This is a genomic window from Mesorhizobium sp. M5C.F.Cr.IN.023.01.1.1 (assembly GCF_003997585.1).
In the GTDB taxonomy this organism is placed as follows: Bacteria; Pseudomonadota; Alphaproteobacteria; order Rhizobiales; family Rhizobiaceae; genus Mesorhizobium; species Mesorhizobium wenxiniae.
Genome location: NZ_RZSU01000057.1, coordinates 12,945 through 27,281, shown reverse-complemented (window position 1 = coordinate 27,281; position 14,337 = coordinate 12,945). Strand labels below are relative to the sequence as shown.

The window sequence follows — 14,337 nt, the reverse complement described above, 5'->3', positions numbered from 1 at the left end:
TCTATGGAGACTTTAACCGTCGCCGGCTCAATCGTTCTGCGGGCGCAGGCCGAAGGTTGCGGGTTTCAGGCCATAACGCATGTCGAAATCGTCGTCGGGTTGGGCGCGCGGGACAGGCGGCTTGCGGTAGTTGGGGTCACCGGCCTGTCGGCCGGAATCCACGACTTCGGCGAAGGCCATCGCCTGCTGTGGTTTTGGCACGTTGCGCAGCCTTTCGACGATCGCCACGAGGTCGACATCATTGCCCATTTCGGACGGCAAGGCTTCCTCGCGCTTGGCCGTGCCTGGAATCAGGTCATCGGACATTTTCTCGAACTTCAGCCGCATGGTCGTCGCCACGCCCTCACCGAAGGCGATGGCTTCGCGCTGGCCCATCGAAGACAGGAATGCCAGCGTCGAGGCTGAGGAATCGGCGATCGCCGAGCGGATGATCGCCTGGTCCTGCTCGTTGGCGAGCCGCATGGCGAAAAAGGTCGAGCACTGCGACAGGATGGTGGGATCGAGCTCGCCCGGGCGCTGGGTGACGATACCAAGATAACAGCCATATTTGCGGCCTTCCTTGGCGATGCGCGACAGCGCGTGTCGGGTCGGCGCAAAACCAAGGCGCGGATCGGCCGGCATATAGCGGTGTGCTTCCTCGCACAGCAAAAGCAGCCGCAGCCGGCCTTCGCTCCACAGTGCAAGGTCGAAGGCCAGGCGCGCCAGCACCGAACAGACAGAATTGACCACTTCCGACGGCATGCCGGCCATCTCGAAGCAGGTCACCGGGCGCCCGTGATGCGGCACGCGGAAAATATTGCCGATCGTCTCGTGGATGGTATCTTCGATCAGCCGCGAATTGAACATGAAGCGGTAGCGCGGATCCGAGGCTGCCGATTCGATGCGCGTCTTCAGCGATTTGAGGGTGGGGCGGTCGTTCTTGCTTTCCAGCAGTCCCATGCGCTCGTCGATCTGCTTGATAAGATCGACAACGCGATAGGGCACCGGGGTGTCCGCGGTCAGTGCATCAGTGCCACGCCTGAGATAGGTGCCGGAATTCGGGTTGCGATACAGGTTCTTGGCTGCGGGAATGAGATCGCGCAAAGCATCGACCTCTTCCGGCACGGTCTCGCGCCCGCGAAACAGCACTTCGGCGAATTCCTCGAGCTTGAACATCCAGAAGGGCAGGTCCAGCGTCGTCGAATCGACCCTGACGCAGTGCTCGGGCAAGGACGCGGCGAACTCGTTGTGCGGATCGAGGATGATAACGCGCAGGTCGGGTCGAGCGGCGATCGATTTGCGCAAAAGCAGCGAGACGGCGGTGGATTTGCCGACGCCGGTGGTGCCCACAATGGCGAAATGGCGCGCCAGCGTGTCGTCAATGGCGATGTTGGCGTCGATCGCCTCATCCTGTGACAGCGTTCCGATGGTAATCGAATGACGTCCGGCGAGATCATAGACCGCCTGCAAGTCGCGGCTGCGGATACGGTGGGCGATGGCGCCGATATGCGGATAGGTGGTGATACCGCGGTCGAAAATCGGTTTGGTGCCGGGCTCGGCGCCGTCGCGCACCTCGCCGATGAGCTCGATACTGACCTCGATTGGGTTCTGGCCCGCATTGCTCCAGGCGCGATCCGACTTGCCGATCTCGTAGACCAGGCCGACGGTTCGCGTGGCGCCAAGGTTGATGGAGATCATCTTGCCGACGCTCCAATGGCCGGTGACCGTGCCTTCGACATCGGCCGCATAGGCGCTGATGGTGGCGCGCGCGCCGTCGCACTGGACGACATTGCCCAGAATGCGCTTCTCGTTCTGCTCCGCCTTGCGGCGCTCCTGCAATGCCGGCTCTCCGACGGAGGCTTCGCGGTCGACGAACATGGACAGGCTGTTTCCCATTTCCCCAGGCGATCGACCTTACATCGACGGGGTTAAGGCGGGGTGAGGTCGGATGGTGTAAGAGCAATTAAGCCATTCGTGAAAATTGAATTCGACCGGCCTTGCTCTACGTCAAAATTTCGATATATCGGATTTTATGACTAACATAGCGAACGACATCTCGGCGACCATCGGCAGGCGAATACGCTCCGAAAGAACCTTGAGGGACTGGTCGCTGGCGGAGCTCGCGGACCGGTCCGACGTGTCGAAAGCCATGCTCAGCACGATAGAGCGCGGCAAGACGAGCCCGACCGCAGCACTTCTCGTGCGGGTCGCCGCGGCCTTCGGCATGACGCTTTCCACCCTCATCGCGCGGGCCGAGCTGCAAGGCGGCGGGCTGCTTCGCGAAAACGATCAACCGCTTTGGCGCGATCCCGCAACAGGCTATGTCAGGCGGCATCTTTCGCCGGTCTCGGATATGCCGCTCGAGCTGATCCGGGTTCAATTGCCGGCGGGAGCCAAGGTGAGCTTTCCGGCAGCGTCATATGCCTTCATCAGACAACAGATATGGCTGATGTCCGGACGGCTGGAATTCACCGAGGGCGACATCGTCCACAGTCTCGAATCGGGTGACTGCCTGGCGCTTGGCGCGCCGTCGGATTGCAGCTTCCACGCTCCGGGACCGGACGCCGCCGAGTATCTGGTCGCGCTGGCCAGAGGCTGATGACAGGGCCGCATCTTATGGCCCGACCGACGCTCGCGCATTCACAGCGATTTTCATCTCGCTCCAGGGATCTTGCACGCATGAGTTCCATCGAAATCAAGGCGCTGACACAAACTGCTGAAACGCATGCATTGTTGGTCGATATGCTGATCGAGACGGTAGCGGCCGGTGGATCGGTCAGTTTCATGCATCCGCTGGCGCCGGACGCCGCAGGCGCCTTCTGGAGGAAGTCGCTTCTTGCGACTGCAAGAGGCGAAAGAGCTGTGCTCGGTGCCTGGGACGGCGAGGCTCTGGTCGGCACCGTTACCTTGCTGCTCGACTTTCCCCCCAACCAGCCGCACCGGGCCGAGATCGCCAAGCTGATGACCCGCGTCGACCATCGCGGCAAAGGCGTGGCTACTCGCCTGATGTCGGCGGCCGAAAGCCTCGCAGTCGAAAAAGGCCGCACGCTGCTGGTCCTGGATACGGCGACAGAGGAGGGCGCTTCCGGTCTCTATGAGAGGTTGGGCTTCACGCTTGCCGGTGAGATACCGGACTTTGCATTGAAGCCGCATGGCGGACTGACCGGTACGCTTATCTACTGGAAGCGCATCGGCCACTCCCGGTAACAGCCCCGAATTTCTATCCCGTGTGGTGGACCTCCTGCAGCCCGTAGACAGGCGTTGCGATGCCCTCGAGCCGTGCTTTCAACTGCAGCGACAGGAACTGCGAATAGTGGCGTGACTGGTGCAGATTGCCGCCGTGGAACCAGAGCGCTTCCTGTTGTGTCGGCTTCCACATGTTGCGCTGTTCGCCTTCCCAGGGGCCCGGGTCCTTGGTGGTGTTCGAGCCGAGACCCCAGCACTTCCCGACTTTGTCGGCGACTTCTTTCGAGATCAGCTCCGCCGCCCAGCCGTTCATCGAACCGTAGCCGGTGGCGTAGACGACGACATCGGCCGACAGCTCGGTGCCGTCGCTGAGCAGGACCGAATGTTCCTTGATCTCGGTCACGTCGACGCCGCTCTTCAGCTTGATGGCGCCGTTGATGATCAGCTGGGAGGCGCCGATGTCGATGTAGTAGCCGGAACCGCGCCTGAGATATTTCATGAATAGGCCCGAACCGTCGTCGCCCCAGTCGAGCATGAAGCCGGCCCTTTCCAGGCCCTCATAGAAGGCGGCATCGCGCTTCTTCATCTTTTCGTAGAGCGGGATCTGGAACTCGTGCAGGATCTTGTAGGGCAGGGAGGCGAAGATGAGATCGGCCCTGGCCGTGGTCATGCCGTTTTGCACGGCCTGCTCCGAATAGAGCGCGCCGAGCCCGACATCCATCAGCGTGTCGGATTTGACGATATGCGTGGTCGAGCGTTGCACCATGGTGACGTCGACGCCGGCTTCCCAGAGTGCGGCGCAGATATCGTGCGCGGAATTGTTCGAACCGATGACGACGACCTTCTTGCCAACGTAGCTGTCCGGACCGGGATGATTCGCAGAATGGTGCTGATCACCCTTGAAATTCTCCATGCCCTTGAACTTCGGGATGTTGGGCCGGCCCGACATGCCGGTGGCCAGCACCAGCTGCTTCGGCTTCAGCGTTATGTCCTTGCCACCGCGATGGACGACGACCGTCCACTCCTTTTTCTCCTCGTCATAGGCGGCGCTCTTGGCCTCCGTGGAGGACCAGTAGTTCAGCTCCATGACCTTGGTGTACATTTCCAGCCAGTCGCCGATCTTGTCCTTGGGCGAGAAGACCGGCCAGTTTCTCGGGAAGTCGATATAGGGCAGATGATCGTACCAGACCGGGTCGTGCAGGCAGAGCGACTTGTAGCGCCTGCGCCATGAATCGCCGGCACGCTCGTTCTTCTCGACGATGATGGTCGGCACGCCGAGCTGCCTCAGCCGGGCGCCGAGCGCAATGCCGCCCTGGCCGCCGCCGATGATCAGCGTGTAGGGCTGACTGACAAAGCCAAGTTCGGCGGTTTCTTTCTCACGCTCCTCTTTCCAGGTCGGCCGGTTTTTTCCGTGACCATGCTTGGCGCCCAACGGCCGGGCGAAGCCGGCGGGTTCCTCATGACCCTTCAGCTCGACCATAGTGGTGAGCAGCGTCCAGATCTTGCCGTTCTTCAGCCTGATATGGCCGAAGCCGCGCGCAACCTCCGTTTCGAAACTGATCCAACCTTCGAGCAGCCCGTCGCTCTCGGTGGCGTCTTCGCCCTTGGCGATCGCCCAGTTCGAAGGTCTTGTCTTCGCCAGCTGGCTCGTCAGCATGTCGTGCACCTGGTCGCGACCTTCCATGGTCTTGATGTTCCAGGTGAAGGTCACCAGGTCGCGCCAGTAGCAGTCTTCCTGGAAGCACCCGACCGCCTTGTCGATGTCGCCGGCGGCAAGCGCTGCGCCGAATTGGTCGAGCAAGTCGGACAGTTTCTTGGCTGGGGCATTGTCGAGCATCAAATTTCCTCCCGTGAAGTCCTGGTCGTCACCGTGGCTTTGCCGGACCCTCCCAGCCCGGTTGACCGGAGTATCGCGGCAAACTGTGCGCCGCGTCACGTCGTCAAATAGTTTGGCGCGGTTTCAATGGCTTATCGCAAAAATTCTGGCGCGCGCTGGTCCGCGCGGCGGCGAACCATTTGCCCCACATTTTCGCGCGCACCAGCGCACCGAGAGTTCCCCGCCGACAATCGTTGCTGGCTGAAACCAAAGTTGCACCTTTGCAACACGCCATCAGACCATTGTAATCGTTGAAAGAATGGCTCTTGCGTCAAGTTTGCTGCGGGCTTAGAGAACCGCCCATTCCTAACCCGTCCTCCTGAAAGGAGACCCTGTCAATCCGGCAACCCAGATCGACACATTCCGTGCCGACGCTGGAATTGCGTGCGGCTGACAGGGTACCAATCAGGAAGAACGGCCATGGCGAGGTCCATGATCCAGCGCAGGCAGGAAGCCGAGCGCGAACGCATTGAAGCATATGCCGTAACGCTGCGGCGGGTCTCTCCCGTCGCGCGTCCCGCTCCGGATTTCGAGCGGGCGCTTGACGACGCTCGCCGGGGCTTTGCCGGTATGGCGATCCGCGACGGTGCGCTGTGGCGTCCAAAGCTGAAGACGCGCGACCGTGCGCGCTTGCGGCTGGCTGCCGCGCGCCATCTTTATGCGCGTTACCCGGTTTCGGCTGCGCTCGAGGGCATCTGGCTGGATGCTTCGGGGCTGGATGCCAGCGAGGTTGCGCTCCGCAAGGCCTGGTATATCGCGGTTGCGCGTGGCGACTCGCTCTACAAGGCGGGCGCCAATGCGTGGCTGTCCCGCAAGGAGGTGCATTGTTTCCTAAACTTATCCGGCGATTTCACGTTCGACGAGGCGTTTCAGGTGGCGATCGCCCGGTCCTATACGGATGATCCGGGGTTAGCGGCCCGACTTGCGCGGACGAAAGTTGCGCGCACACCGCGCGGGGAGTTGGTCTTCTGGCGCGAGGTGACGCGGTTCTTCTGCGGGCATCCCGCGTCGAAGGAGGAGATCGATGATCTGTGCGACTATATTGGCGCGATGCACCAGCGCGACGCAGCATACACCCTGAAGGGTCGTACGCTCGCCTCGCTGCGTCGGCAAATGCTGGAGTGGCATCGCGACATTGCCGCGATCGAACGCATCGAGGCGATGCGCCGCCGCGCTGCCGGGCGGGCTCCGCGTACTGCCGGAATGCAGTCGCAGGGCCGCGCCTGGGACGGCTCGCGCCTCGAGGACTGGGATTGGCAGCCATCCTCCAAGGAGGCGAAGGCGCATGGCGAGCGTTTCTTCGTTCGCCAACTCAAGACGGCCGAGGATCTGGTTGCCGAGAGCCGAGCGATGCATCATTGCGTCTCGATGTACGCGGCCAAATGCATTGCCGGCAACGCCTCGATCTGGGTGCTGCGGCGCACAGCGCTCGGCAAAGTCGAGCGGTTGCTGACGATCGAGCTCGACCGCAAAACCGTGCAGTGCAGGTGCGCGGTTTCGGCAATCGTCTCGCCTCGCCGGAGGAGCGCAAGATCGTCGAGCGCTGGGCCAAGGCGAGGGGCGTGGTGCTGAATGCCTGAAAACGGAAGACCCCGCGCGGCGCAAATGCCGCGCGGAGTGCACAAGGGGCGAATGTGCCGCCGCCTGGCATCGTGCCACATTCACCGTTGACAGCGGCGCAAAACCAATTCTATTGTCCGCCACCATGAAAACGGCACTCATTCTCGTAGTAGGAAAGCGCGTGGGCAAGGCGGTGTAACCGCCGGGCGAAAACCTCCCATGCGCAGACACAGGCTCCCTCGGGGGCCTTTTTTATTGCCCGAAACACGACTAAACGACCAGCAATCGCCGATGGCGGACAGTACGGGACCAGACCGATGAGCAGTGGACAGAATGAGCGGCGCGATATGACGGGCGCCGAAATGGTGGTGCAGGCGCTGAAGGACAATGGCGTCAAGCATGTTTTCGGCTATCCGGGCGGCGCGGTTCTCCCGATCTATGATGAAATCTTCCAACAGGACGATGTCGAGCACATCCTCGTCCGTCACGAGCAGGGCGCGGGCCACGCGGCGGAGGGCTATGCGCGCTCGACCGGCAAGGCCGGCGTCATGCTGGTGACCTCGGGGCCGGGCGCCACCAACGCGGTCACGCCGCTGCAGGACGCGCTGATGGATTCGATCCCGCTGGTCTGCCTGACCGGTCAGGTACCGACCTCGCTGATCGGCTCGGACGCGTTCCAGGAGTGCGACACGATCGGCATCACGCGCCCCTGCACCAAACACAATTGGCTGGTGAAGGACGTCAACGAGCTCGCGGCAATCATCCACGAGGCCTTCCACGTCGCAACGACAGGACGTCCCGGTCCGGTCGTCGTCGATATTCCGAAGGACGTGCAGTTCGCCAAGGGCATCTACGTGCCGCCACAGACGGCGCCGCGCACGAGCTATCAGCCTAAGGTTCAGGGCGACCTGGAAAAGATCAAGGCGGCGGTCGAACTGATGGCCAACGCGAAGAGGCCGATCCTCTATACGGGCGGCGGTGTCATCAATTCCGGCCCGGAAGCCAGCCATTTGCTGCGCGAACTGGTCGATCTGACCGGCTTCCCGATCACCTCGACGCTGATGGGCCTTGGCGCCTATCCGGCGTCGGGCAAGAACTGGATGGGCATGCTCGGCATGCACGGCACCTATGAAGCCAATATGGCGATGCATGATTGCGACGTCATGGTCTGCATCGGCGCGCGCTTCGACGACCGTATCACCGGTCGGCTCACCGCGTTCTCGCCGAACTCGAAGAAGATCCATATCGACATCGATCCATCGTCGATCAACAAGAACGTCCACACCGATGTGCCCATCATCGGCGATGTCGGCCGGGTGCTGGAGGATCTGGTGCGGCTGTGGCGGGCGACCGCCAAAGCCGACAAGAAGGCGCTCCACCCGTGGTGGGAACAGATCGCGAAATGGCGGGCGCGGGATTCGCTTGCCTACAAGATGAACCACGACGTGATCATGCCGCAGTATGCCGTCCAGCGGCTCTACGCGCTGACCAAGGACATGGACACCTACATCACCACCGAGGTCGGCCAGCACCAGATGTGGGCGGCGCAGCACTATCATTTCGAGAAGCCGAACCGCTGGATGACCTCCGGCGGGCTCGGCACGATGGGCTACGGCCTGCCGGCGGCGCTCGGCGTCCAGATCGCGCACCCGGATGCGCTGGTCATCGACATTGCCGGCGACGCCTCGGTGCAGATGACGATGCAGGAGATGAGTGCCGCGGTGCAGCACGAAGCGCCGATCAAGATCTTCATCCTCAACAACCAGTATATGGGCATGGTGCGGCAGTGGCAGCAGCTTCTGCACGGCAACCGGCTGTCGCATTCCTACACCGAAGCGATGCCGGATTTCGTCAAGCTTGCCGAAGCCTATGGCGGCCACGGCATCCGCTGCGAGAAGCCGGACGAGCTGGACGACGCGATCAAGGAGATGATTTCGGTGAAGAAGCCGGTGATCTTCGACTGCCGGGTAGCGACACTTGCCAACTGCTTCCCGATGATCCCGTCGGGCAAGGCGCACAACGAGATGCTTCTGCCGGATGAGGCGACCGACGAGGCGGTGGCCAACGCCATCGACGCCAAGGGCAGGGAACTGGTGTAACTGTCAGCCGGGCAGGGCTGTCGGAAGAAGCCGTGCGTAAACAGAGAATTGGCTCAAAAGTTTGAAATCGAGATTCATGTCATGAACGCACAGCTTCAACCGACCGGCTCCGCCTACTTCATCGCCAAGGAAACGGAAAAGCCGGAGACTCACACGCTTTCCGTGCTGGTCGACAACGAGCCGGGCGTGCTGGCCCGGGTCATCGGCCTGTTTTCCGGGCGCGGCTACAACATCGAGAGCCTGACGGTCTCCGAAACCGAACATGAAAAGCATCTGTCGCGCATCACCATCGTAACGCGGGGTACGCCGCATGTGCTGGAGCAGATCAAGCATCAGCTCGAGCGCATCGTGCCGGTGCACCGTGTTGTCGATCTCACCGTGCGCTCGCATGAGCTCGGCCAGGAACGGCCGCTGGAGCGGGAACTCGCGCTGGTGAAAGTGGCCGGCACTGGCGAAGGTCGCGTCGAGGCGCTGAGGCTGGCCGATGCCTTCCGCGCCAGCGTCATCGACGCCAATACCGAGCATTTCATCTTCGAGATCACCGGCAAGGGCTCCAAGATCGACCAGTTCATCGCTATCATGAAACCGCTCGGCCTGGTCGAGATCTGCCGGACCGGCGTGGCGGCGATGAATCGCGGCCCGCAAGGGATGTAAACCGTCCGGCGCTATGGCATCCAATGCGCTGGCGCCGCCTACACCTGTCTGTTGCTTTTGGTGCTGACCCTCTGGCCCGGCTGCCGTCGCGGGGTGGCCTTTGTGCGCCTGAACCAAAAAGACAATATTGCTGACCTGTTTGGGAAGAAGCCATGACCCTCGATGCATTTCTTGCCCTGCTGGTCTATGCCTTCGTGACTTCGATCACGCCGGGGCCGAACAACTTCATGCTCCTGGCTTCCGGCGTGAATTTCGGCTTCGTAAGAACCGTCCCGCATATGCTGGGCATCAGCATCGGCTTCCTCGTGCTGTTGCTTGCCGTCGGCTTCGGTCTCGGCGCCGTGCTGACGGTGTTTCCGGCGCTGCACACCGGATTGAAGATCGCGGGCGGCGTCTACCTGCTCTATCTCGCCTGGAAGATCGCCATGTCGCGATCGCTTAGCGGCAAGGGCGAGGCCAATGCGCGACCGATGCGTCTCATCGATGCGGCGGCGTTCCAGTGGGTCAATCCCAAGGCTTGGGTGATGGCTATCACTGCCATGGCCGTCTATGCCATTCCGGAGCATCCGTTTCTCTCGGTGGCGTTGATCTCGATAGCCTTCACCGTGGTCAACCTGCCGAGTGTTTCGGTGTGGGCAGGTTTCGGCACGGCGCTGCGCGGTTTTCTGTCGGATCCGATGCGGCTGAAATGGTTCAACATCGCCATGGGCGTGCTGCTGGCGGCGACGCTGTGGCCGATGCTTCGGTAGACGCATTGATATCAGGTGATGCCGGCCTGCAATGCTTCCGGCTGGTGCCAACCATACGATCCGTTCCGTTTCGTTTTTCGAAAGCCACAATTCTGGTCGCTTCGCGCCTTTCCAAACCGTGGCGCTTGCGGTGGGATGCGTGCAGCCGTAATTTACGGCCATGTCCCACGATCACGACCATGACAACGAGCTTGATCCTTTTGCCGCCCGGGTGCGCGCGCTGGAGACGATCCTCACCCAGAAAGGGCTGATCGATCCGGCGGCGATCGACGTGATCGTCGATACCTACGAGACAAAAATCGGTCCGCGCAACGGCGCCAAGGTGGTGGCTAAGGCGTGGGTCGAGCCGGACTTCGCTGTCTGGCTGAAACGCGACGCGACGGCTGCGATCGGTTCGCTCGGCTACACCGGCCGGCAAGGGGAGCACATGCAGGCCGTGTTCAACACGGCGGACACGCACAACCTCGTCGTCTGCACGCTGTGCTCCTGCTACCCGTGGTCGGTGCTCGGCCTGCCGCCGGTCTGGTACAAGGCGCCGCCCTATCGTTCGCGCGCTGTCATCGATCCGCGCGGCGTGCTCGAGGAATTTGGGCTGACGCTGCCGATGACAACAAAAATCCGAGTGTGGGACTCCACCGCCGAGCTGCGCTATCTGGTCGTGCCGATGCGGCCGAAGGGCACCGACGGCTGGAGCGAGGAGCGGCTGGCGGATCTGGTGACGCGCGACGCCATGATCGGCACCGGACTGGCGCGGGCGCCGACATGAACGGGCCGCAGGATCTCGGCGGGCAGATGGGGTTCGGGCCGGTTGCACCCGAAAAGGATGAGCCCTATTTCCATGCCGACTGGGAAAGGCGTGCGCTTGGCGTGACCTTGTGCGCCGGCGCCATGGGCGCCTGGACCCTCGACGAGAGCCGGCATGCGCGGGAATCGCTGCGTCCCGCCGACTATTATGCCTCGAGCTATTATGAGATCTGGATCAAGGCGCTCGAAACGTTGCTGAAGCGGCATGGCTTCGTCAGCGACCGCGATCTGGCCGCCGGCAAGGCGGTCGACCCTGCTGCGACGCCCATAAGGGTGCTGAAGGCCGAAAACGTGCCGGCGGTACTGGCCAGGGGCGGGCCGTGCGACCGGCCGATTGCCACATCGGCGCGGTTCAAATTGGGCGACCTCGTGCGGACGAGAAATTTTCATCCGACCGGCCACACAAGGCTGCCGCGCTATGCACGCGGCAAGCAGGGAACGATCGAGGCGGTGCGCGATGGTTTTGTCTTCCCTGATACGAATGCGCACGGCCATGGCGAGAACCCACAATGGGTCTATACGGTGGTTTTTGACGGCGCGGAGATTTGGGGCGAGGGCGCCGACCCGACGCTGACCGTGTCGATCGACGCCTGGGAGAGCTATCTTGAACCAGCGTGAGGCGGCCGGACCGCCGCCCGGTTTCGATGAGCCGGTGTTCGCCGAACCGTGGCAGGCCGAAGCCTTCGCCATGACGGTCGCGCTGCACGACAAGGGCCTGTTTTCCTGGAGCGAATGGGCGGACGCTCTGTCCGCCGAGGTCAAGAAGCCGGGTGCCGCAAGCGATGGCCACGACTATTACGAGCACTGGCTGGCAGCGCTGGAGAGATTGCTGTCGGCCAAGGGCATTGCCGGGAAGGGCGACATCGATACGCTTGCCGCCGCCTGGGAACGCGCCGCCCACGCAACGCCGCACGGCAAGCCGATCCTGCTGGAGAACGATCCTGGCTCGGCCGGGTAGGCAGCTTGAGTCTTCGTAATGCCTGAGTTTGCAGGAGCGGGCAGCGTCTCATATCAGTTCGAATTTTGGCTTATGACCCTCAAGGTCGTTCAGTTGCGAGCATTGTACGACGTGATTTGACCCCGAAGCAGACTATTGCAGGCAAAGGCGCGCATGTCGGCTTTGCGCCCAATGCCGGTCGCAAGGACTATCAAGGTAGCGTTCTAAAAGCAGACATAGCTGAGATCACGACAAATGCCGTTTGCGCCCATCTTGCCGTCGCGCCGCAAGACAAAAATTTCGAATGCAGCCAACTTCGTGGCCTGCGCAGGTCATATCTGACCGCCAATTGCGACATTAGGTTCTGTCCAAACGCTTCACGCTGCTGTTTATGAAAGACCTGCTTTTGTCAGCTGCTCAGCAAGCTTACGAGATCTTTCCGGCTTACCGCTAAGCGTGTTGAAAAAGGCCGGTCGCAACGCGCCTCATAGCGGTTATTAGCCCGGCGATATCCATGCCGAAAGTGGGCGAAGCTCCACAGATCGCAACAGTTTTGTGCCCAAACGGACACGAACGGACCAGCGTCGTGGAGCCATATAGGTGGTAGACGACGACCCCACCCATACCCATCGGACGAAACTTCGGGTATCTTTCTCTATTGAATTGTCCGACTTCTCGTCGGTCGCTTCTGTGGGGCCAAAGCCGCTCCCATGCGTCGATCGCTGTTCCGGAAATACTTTCTGGTCTTGTTCGCGGCGGTCGTTTTTCCCATGGCCGCCAGTGGCATCAGCAACACGTGGTTCAGCTATGTCGACCAGCGGGCGATCCTCAGCGCACTGCTCAAGTCCGAGGCGACATCCGCGGCCGACAAAATTGAGGGCTTTCTTGACGGCATCAAGGTTCCGCTCGGCTCCACGGTCCCCCAGGGCGGGTCGGCCAAGGCCAGCGTGAAACAGCTTCGGCTTCTTGTCGTGCGGGCGATGCACCAGGTCCCGGGAATTCTCAGCATCAGTCTTGTCGACGGTACTGGCGCGGAGCGGCTGCACATCTCTCGCACTGGCTCAAACAGGACGCAAGGCGGGGCGGATCGCTCAGGCGATCCTGCTGTCGTGGGCGCCAGCACCGCGAAGGTCTGGTATGGCCCAGTCACCTATCGCCAGGGTTCCGTACCGTCGGTAACCATGGCGATGGCCAATTACGACGAGGAAGTCCTAGCAAACACGATCATCGCCGAAATCAGTCTGAAGCCTATCTGGCTCATCGTTTCCGAAATCCGCGTGGGCCGCAGCGGCCAGGCATTTGTCGTCGACCAGGCCGGCCACCTCATCGCTCACCCCGCGATCAGCGAAGTGATGCGGGGCGCCGACGAGAAAGCAGCGTTGGCCCTGCGCCGACTGCGGGATGCGATCGCCGCCGCGGGCGGCATTGCGATTGCAAGCCGCAACGCCGAGAATGAACGCGTTGTGACCGCTGGCGCGCCGGTTGCCGCGGCCGGCTGGACGGTATTGGTCGAGCAGTCGCAGGCAGAGGCTTTTGCACCCCTATACGCTTCATTCTGGCGGACCGGTGGTCTATTGCTCGCCGCCACAGTCTTTGCGGCGGCCCTCGCCTATTGGCTTGCGGGACGGATGAGCGGCCCCATCCGACTGCTGGAAGAGGGCACGGAGAAGATCGGCGCCGGACAATTCGATCACCGGATCAACATCGCCACTGGAGACGAGCTCGAGCGGCTGGCTGCGCGGTTCAATCAAATGGCGCAGGAACTCGCCGCATCGCGGGATCGCTCTGAGCGAATGATGCGTTTAAAGCGCTTCCTGGCGCCCCAGGTGGCGGAGCTCGTAGAAAAGGCTGGCGACGAGAGAATGCTCGCCGGAAAGCGCGCGGAAGTGGTAGCTGTTTTTTGCGATTTGCGTGGCTTCACCGCATTTTCGGCGCACGCTGAGCCTGAGGACATCATGCAGCTCTTGCGTGAGTACTATGAGGCGCTCGGCGCGATCATCACCCGGTATGAGGTGACGCTGACCAGTTTTTCGGCGGATGGATTGATGATTCTCGTCAACGCCCCGGTTCCATGTGAAGAGCCGGCGCTTCATGCCGTAAAAATGGCTGTCGACATGCGGGAAGACATTCAACGCCTCATATCTGGGTGGCGGCAGCGTGGTTATCAGATTGGCTTCGGCATGGGGCTTGCGATGGGGTGGGCAACGGTGGGCCGCATTGGTTACGAAGCCCGCGTTGACTACACCGCGATCGGCAATGTCGTTAACCTAGCGTCTCGGCTGTGCTCGTCCGCTGAGGATCGACAAATACTCATCGATTATTCCGTAGCGCGCCATCTGCATGACAAAATACCGATCGTCGACCTCGGCACCCGCCAACTCAAAGGCCTCGAGGGGCTCGTTCGCGTCTTTAATGTCGAGACGAAAGACACCGGACAGGATTTGGCTCCCAATCCGAACGGTGTCGCCGCGCAAGGCTAGGCTGCAAACGTGA

General features: G+C 61.7%; 12 protein-coding genes. 10 read left to right on the top strand and 2 right to left on the bottom strand.

Translation table 11 applies throughout. The features are described from left to right. Positions 1–27 precede the first annotated feature (27 nt). Positions 28–1,857 carry an ATP-binding protein gene (locus tag EOA78_RS21595; RefSeq protein ID WP_127316890.1) on the bottom strand — a complete coding sequence of 610 codons (1,830 nt, stop codon included), beginning with the start codon at positions 1,855–1,857 and terminating at the stop codon, positions 28–30. A gap of 154 nt (positions 1,858–2,011) precedes the next feature. Here EOA78_RS21595 and EOA78_RS21590 point away from each other — a divergent pair, with 154 nt between their 5' ends. Next, positions 2,012–2,578: an XRE family transcriptional regulator gene (locus EOA78_RS21590; RefSeq protein WP_127316889.1), complete on the top strand. Its 567-nt coding sequence runs from the start codon at positions 2,012–2,014 to the stop codon at positions 2,576–2,578. An 80-nt stretch (positions 2,579–2,658) separates the two neighbouring features. Continuing rightward, positions 2,659–3,186 (top strand): GNAT family N-acetyltransferase, encoded by a 528-nt coding sequence (locus EOA78_RS21585; RefSeq protein WP_127316888.1) that lies wholly within the window; start codon positions 2,659–2,661, stop codon positions 3,184–3,186. A 13-nt stretch (positions 3,187–3,199) separates the two neighbouring features. On the opposite strand, the gene EOA78_RS21580 is transcribed toward EOA78_RS21585, so the two are convergent. Then, entirely contained in the window at positions 3,200–5,002 is a 1,803-nt protein-coding gene (locus EOA78_RS21580) for an NAD(P)/FAD-dependent oxidoreductase (RefSeq protein ID WP_127316887.1), read from the bottom strand. Positions 5,003–5,461: 459 nt separating this feature from the next. On the opposite strand from EOA78_RS21580, the gene EOA78_RS21575 reads away from it, so the two are divergent. The 8 genes from EOA78_RS21575 (at position 5,462) to EOA78_RS21535 (ending at position 14,324) form a co-directional block, all read left to right on the top strand. Beyond that, positions 5,462–6,613 (top strand): PcfJ domain-containing protein, encoded by a 1,152-nt coding sequence (locus tag EOA78_RS21575; RefSeq protein WP_348628497.1) that lies wholly within the window; start codon positions 5,462–5,464, stop codon positions 6,611–6,613. 305 nt (positions 6,614–6,918) lie between these two features. Next, positions 6,919–8,700, top strand: a complete 1,782-nt coding sequence (locus EOA78_RS21565) for an acetolactate synthase 3 large subunit (protein ID WP_127316886.1) — start codon at positions 6,919–6,921, stop codon at positions 8,698–8,700. A gap of 81 nt (positions 8,701–8,781) precedes the next feature. Further along, entirely contained in the window at positions 8,782–9,354 is a 573-nt protein-coding gene (gene ilvN, locus EOA78_RS21560; RefSeq protein WP_127316885.1) for an acetolactate synthase small subunit, read from the top strand. Positions 9,355–9,506: 152 nt separating this feature from the next. Next, positions 9,507–10,103, top strand: a complete 597-nt coding sequence (locus EOA78_RS21555) for a LysE family translocator (RefSeq protein ID WP_127316884.1) — start codon at positions 9,507–9,509, stop codon at positions 10,101–10,103. Positions 10,104–10,263: 160 nt separating this feature from the next. After that, positions 10,264–10,869, top strand: a complete 606-nt coding sequence (gene nthA, locus EOA78_RS21550) for a nitrile hydratase subunit alpha (RefSeq protein WP_127316883.1) — start codon at positions 10,264–10,266, stop codon at positions 10,867–10,869. Then, complete coding sequence (gene nthB, locus EOA78_RS21545) at positions 10,866–11,525, top strand: nitrile hydratase subunit beta (RefSeq protein WP_127316882.1); 660 nt, start codon at positions 10,866–10,868, stop codon at positions 11,523–11,525. Before nthA ends, nthB begins: the two co-directional genes overlap by 4 nt. Further along, a complete protein-coding gene (locus tag EOA78_RS21540) occupies positions 11,512–11,865 on the top strand; it encodes a nitrile hydratase accessory protein (protein ID WP_127316881.1) in 354 nt (117 codons plus the stop codon). Before nthB ends, EOA78_RS21540 begins: the two co-directional genes overlap by 14 nt. Before the next feature lie 689 nt (positions 11,866–12,554). Further along, on the top strand, positions 12,555–14,324 hold the full coding sequence (locus EOA78_RS21535; RefSeq protein WP_127316880.1) for an adenylate/guanylate cyclase domain-containing protein: 1,770 nt from the start codon (positions 12,555–12,557) through the stop codon (positions 14,322–14,324). Positions 14,325–14,337: the final 13 nt, after the last annotated feature.

Coding starts and splice junctions, on each gene's coding strand:
- EOA78_RS21595 (WP_127316890.1), bottom strand. CDS start 1,857: ATGTTCGTCGACCGCGAAGCCTCCGTCGGAGAGCCGGCATTGCAGGAG.
- EOA78_RS21590 (WP_127316889.1), top strand. CDS start 2,012: ATGACTAACATAGCGAACGACATCTCGGCGACCATCGGCAGGCGAATA.
- EOA78_RS21585 (WP_127316888.1), top strand. CDS start 2,659: ATGAGTTCCATCGAAATCAAGGCGCTGACACAAACTGCTGAAACGCAT.
- EOA78_RS21580 (WP_127316887.1), bottom strand. CDS start 5,002: ATGCTCGACAATGCCCCAGCCAAGAAACTGTCCGACTTGCTCGACCAA.
- EOA78_RS21575 (WP_348628497.1), top strand. CDS start 5,462: ATGGCGAGGTCCATGATCCAGCGCAGGCAGGAAGCCGAGCGCGAACGC.
- EOA78_RS21565 (WP_127316886.1), top strand. CDS start 6,919: ATGAGCAGTGGACAGAATGAGCGGCGCGATATGACGGGCGCCGAAATG.
- ilvN (WP_127316885.1), top strand. CDS start 8,782: ATGAACGCACAGCTTCAACCGACCGGCTCCGCCTACTTCATCGCCAAG.
- EOA78_RS21555 (WP_127316884.1), top strand. CDS start 9,507: ATGACCCTCGATGCATTTCTTGCCCTGCTGGTCTATGCCTTCGTGACT.
- nthA (WP_127316883.1), top strand. CDS start 10,264: ATGTCCCACGATCACGACCATGACAACGAGCTTGATCCTTTTGCCGCC.
- nthB (WP_127316882.1), top strand. CDS start 10,866: ATGAACGGGCCGCAGGATCTCGGCGGGCAGATGGGGTTCGGGCCGGTT.
- EOA78_RS21535 (WP_127316880.1), top strand. CDS start 12,555: ATGCGTCGATCGCTGTTCCGGAAATACTTTCTGGTCTTGTTCGCGGCG.